The sequence below is a fragment of the Pseudomonadota bacterium genome (assembly GCA_022361155.1).
Classification (GTDB): Bacteria; Myxococcota_A; Polyangia; order Polyangiales; family JAKSBK01; genus JAKSBK01.
Genome location: JAKSBK010000281.1, coordinates 1 through 3,320 on the forward strand (window position 1 = coordinate 1; position 3,320 = coordinate 3,320).

Consider the following 3,320-nt stretch of genomic DNA (forward strand, 5'->3'; position numbering starts at 1 on the left):
AAAAATCTCCGTTCGCAAGGCGCGAATCGTGACGCGCTTGGTCAGCGGCAGGAACGCAGCGGACGCCGTGAACGTCCTGCGTTTCACCAGCAAGGACGCGGCACCCCTGGTAGCGAAGCTCATCGACAGCGCTATCGCGAACGCGCGCCGGGAGGACGAAAGCGTGGATCTGGATCAGTTGGTCGTGACCTACGCCTACGCGGACAAGGCATCGACTCGTTTCTTGCGCCGGTGGCGTCCCAGGGCTCAAGGACGTGCCACGCGAGTCGAGAAGGGCGCCAGTCACATCACGATCGTCATCGGCGACGTTGAAGGCGCCGAGGAGAGCTAGACGTGGGACAGAAGACACACCCGCATGGTTTCAGGCTGGGGGTTATCAAGAGCTGGACCTCGAAGTGGTACGAGGACAAGCAGTACGCCCGCTGGCTGCACGAGGACTTGCGTCTTCGAAAGGCCATCAAGCGGAAGTTCTCGCATGCAGGCATTGCTTCGATCGAGACGGAGCGCGCTGCCAGTAAGGTCAAGGTGGTCATCTCGACCTCACGTCCGGGGATCATCATCGGGAAACGCGGTGCCGGGGTCGAGCAGCTCAAGGGGGAGCTGCAGGCGCACACGCAAAACGAGCTCTTTATCGACATCCAGGAGGTGCGAAAAGCGGAAACCAACGCACAGCTGGTTGCCGAGAACATCACGACTCAGCTCGAACGGCGAGTGGCCTTCCGGCGCGCGATGAAGAAGGCCGTATCGACGGCCATGAAATTCGGAGCCAAGGGCATCCGTGTGCACGCTGGAGGACGCCTGGGAGGTGCCGAGATCGCACGCAAGGAAAGCTACCGCGAAGGTCGTGTGCCCCTTCACACACTGCGCGCGGACATCGAGTTTGGCGTGGCCACCGCGCACACTCCCCAGGGCACCGTCGGGATCAAGGTCTGGTTGTTCAAGGGCGAAGTGCTCCGGCACAGAGCACGCAGATTCCAGCAGGCTCAGCCTGCACGTTGAGCCAGGGAGACCGCCATGCTGTCGCCGAAACGCACCAAATACCGCAAGCAGCAAAAGGGCAAGACCAGGGGCCTGGCCTATCGTGGCAGCGACGTGTCCTTTGGCGATTACGGTTTGCAGTGCCTCGGCCGGGGTCACCTCACGGCGCGACAGATCGAGGCTGCTCGCATGGCGGTGCAGCGTAAAGTCAAACGCGCTGGCAAGCTATACATTCGAGTTTTTCCCGATAAGCCCCTGAGCAAGAAGCCGCTCGAGACGCGCATGGGCAAGGGCAAGGGCAACCCCGAGTTTTGGGTGGCCGTCGTGAAGCCTGGACGCATGCTGTACGAAATCGAGGGCGTGCCCGAGGAGCTCGCGCGCGAGGCGTTTCGGATCGCTGGACACAAGCTTGGGGTCGAGACTCGGTTTTGCCGCCGGAGCGATCAGCTATGAAGCCCGCCGAAATCAGAGAGCGCTCCACCGAGGAGCTTGTGGAGCTTGAGGGTCAGCTCAAGCGCGACTTGTGGCGCGCGCGTCTCGACAACTTCTCGAACCAGCTCGACGAAACCAGCAAGATCGGACGGATCCGCCGCGACGTGGCACGCGTCAAGACGGTTCTGAGCGAACGCCTCAGGCAGCAGGCGGCCGAAGCTACCGAGGAATCGCACGATGGCTAACCCACAGATCAAAGCGCGGGGAAACCGCAGGCGCCTTCAGGGCAGGGTCGTCAACGATACGTCAAAACCAGGGCGCGCCCAAAAGACATTGGTCGTGGAAGTCGTTCGCCGTTACCGCGATCCGGTCTACGGCAAGTACGTGAAGCGTCGCAAGTGCTATCACGCCCATGACGAGGCCAACGAGTACCGGACCCGCGACCTGGTGGAGATTCGTGAGAGTCGTCCGCTATCGAAAACCAAGCGCTGGGTCGCTTGTCGTTTGATCGAACGCCCGGAGGAGGTCTAGCGGTGATTCAGGTCGAATCCGAGCTCGATGTCGCCGACAACAGCGGTGCGAAACGGGTGCGTTGCCTGAAGGTGCTTGGCGGTTCGCGCAGGCGCTACGCAGGGCTTGGCGACCTGATCGTCGTTTCGGTCAAGGAGGCCTTGCCGGCAGCGAAGGTCAAGAAGGGCGATGTGACCAAGGCGGTGGTAGTTCGTACGGCGCGCGAGTATCTACGCTCGGACGGATCCTATATTAAGTTTGATACAAACAGCGCCGTGATCATCAACAACCAGCTGGAACCCGTCGGCACTCGAATATTCGGTCCGGTGGCACGCGAGCTCAGAGCGAGACGCTTCATGAAGATCGTTTCGCTCGCCCCGGAGGTCGTGTGATGGCGCTGCGTGTCAAGAAGGGCGACACCGTGCAGGTCATTGCGGGTCGTGATAAGGGCGCCCGCGGACAGGTTCTCAAAGTACTCGCCAACGACCGCGTACTGGTCGAGGGCGTCAATCGTGTCAAACGGCATCAGCGTCCGACACCGCGTGAGCAGCAAGGGGGGATCATCGAGCGTGAGGCTCCGATACACCGTTCTAACCTCATGCTTGTCGACGGCAAGACCGACAAGCCCACGCGGACGCGTGTCGGTGAGAATAACGACGGCCGCAAGGTCCGAATAGCAGTCAAGTCCGGGACGGTGCTGGACAGTTAGCGTGCGTGGTGAGCGATGGCTGAGTACGTCCCGAACCTTCAGAAGCGTTACATCGATCGTGTGGTGCCGGCCCTTGGCAAGGAGTTCGGCTTCAGCAACCTGTGGCAGGTGCCACGACTTCGGCGTGTGGTGTGCAACATGGGCTTGGGAGAGGCGGTGCAGACCCCCAAGACCATCGAGAGCGGAGTCCAGGAGCTTGCCACCATCAGCGGGCAGAAGCCGGTGGTTACGCGGGCCAAGAAGTCGATCGCCGGCTTCAAGCTGCGCGAAGGCGCACCCATCGGGGTCATGGTGACGTTGCGCGGGCACCGCATGTGGGAGTTCCTTGAGCGTCTGGTCTTCATAGCCCTGCCGCGTGTTCGCGATTTCCGCGGTGTGAGCCCAAAGGCGTTCGATGGCCGGGGCAACTACACCTTGGGCGTGCGCGAGCAGATCATCTTCCCCGAGATCGACTACGACAAGATCGAGAAGATCAAGGGACTCAGCGTTACGTTCGTGACCACAGCACGGACTGACGAGCACGGCCGCGCGCTGCTCGCGAAGCTTGGAATGCCCTTTAGAAAGTAGCCAGGAGAAACGGATGGCACGTGCCCAGGCTTTTGCCAAGATGAAGAAACGCCCGAAGTTCTCGGTTCGCCAGCGCAATCGCTGCAAGGTGTGCGGCCGGCCCCGAGGCTACTACCGCAAGTTC

The 3,320-nt window shown here is 61.4% G+C and carries 9 protein-coding genes; all 9 read left to right on the top strand.

Annotation, left to right across the window (positions count from 1 at the left end; all coding sequences use genetic code 11):
- Positions 1-4 precede the first annotated feature (4 nt).
- On the top strand, positions 5-331 hold the full coding sequence (gene rplV / locus MJD61_10685; GenBank protein ID MCG8555735.1) for a 50S ribosomal protein L22: 327 nt from the start codon (positions 5-7) through the stop codon (positions 329-331).
- 2 nt (positions 332-333) lie between these two features.
- Positions 334-999 (top strand): 30S ribosomal protein S3, encoded by a 666-nt coding sequence (gene rpsC / locus MJD61_10690; protein ID MCG8555736.1) that lies wholly within the window; start codon positions 334-336, stop codon positions 997-999.
- 15 nt (positions 1,000-1,014) lie between these two features.
- Entirely contained in the window at positions 1,015-1,431 is a 417-nt protein-coding gene (gene rplP / locus MJD61_10695) for a 50S ribosomal protein L16 (GenBank protein ID MCG8555737.1), read from the top strand.
- Positions 1,428-1,655, top strand: coding sequence for a 50S ribosomal protein L29 (gene rpmC, locus MJD61_10700; protein ID MCG8555738.1), 228 nt, complete (start codon positions 1,428-1,430; stop codon positions 1,653-1,655). The genes rplP and rpmC overlap by 4 nt, the downstream gene beginning before the upstream one ends.
- Positions 1,648-1,941 carry a 30S ribosomal protein S17 gene (gene rpsQ / locus MJD61_10705; protein MCG8555739.1) on the top strand — a complete coding sequence of 98 codons (294 nt, stop codon included), beginning with the start codon at positions 1,648-1,650 and terminating at the stop codon, positions 1,939-1,941. The genes rpmC and rpsQ overlap by 8 nt, the downstream gene beginning before the upstream one ends.
- A 2-nt stretch (positions 1,942-1,943) precedes the next feature.
- Positions 1,944-2,312, top strand: a complete 369-nt coding sequence (gene rplN, locus MJD61_10710; protein MCG8555740.1) for a 50S ribosomal protein L14 — start codon at positions 1,944-1,946, stop codon at positions 2,310-2,312.
- Positions 2,312-2,629 carry a 50S ribosomal protein L24 gene (gene rplX, locus MJD61_10715; protein ID MCG8555741.1) on the top strand — a complete coding sequence of 106 codons (318 nt, stop codon included), beginning with the start codon at positions 2,312-2,314 and terminating at the stop codon, positions 2,627-2,629. Before rplN ends, rplX begins: the two co-directional genes overlap by 1 nt.
- A 15-nt stretch (positions 2,630-2,644) precedes the next feature.
- Positions 2,645-3,196: a 50S ribosomal protein L5 gene (gene rplE, locus MJD61_10720; GenBank protein MCG8555742.1), complete on the top strand. Its 552-nt coding sequence runs from the start codon at positions 2,645-2,647 to the stop codon at positions 3,194-3,196.
- A 13-nt stretch (positions 3,197-3,209) separates the two neighbouring features.
- A partial coding sequence (locus MJD61_10725; GenBank protein ID MCG8555743.1) for a 30S ribosomal protein S14 occupies positions 3,210-3,320 on the top strand: 111 nt, incomplete at its 3' end.

Bases quoted from the DNA above. Each gene is read 5' to 3' on its own strand.
- rplX (MCG8555741.1), top strand. From the start codon at position 2,312: ATGGCGCTGCGTGTCAAGAAGGGCGACACCGTGCAGGTCATTGCGGGT.
- rplP (MCG8555737.1), top strand. From the start codon at position 1,015: ATGCTGTCGCCGAAACGCACCAAATACCGCAAGCAGCAAAAGGGCAAG.
- rpsQ (MCG8555739.1), top strand. From the start codon at position 1,648: ATGGCTAACCCACAGATCAAAGCGCGGGGAAACCGCAGGCGCCTTCAG.
- rpmC (MCG8555738.1), top strand. From the start codon at position 1,428: ATGAAGCCCGCCGAAATCAGAGAGCGCTCCACCGAGGAGCTTGTGGAG.
- rplE (MCG8555742.1), top strand. From the start codon at position 2,645: ATGGCTGAGTACGTCCCGAACCTTCAGAAGCGTTACATCGATCGTGTG.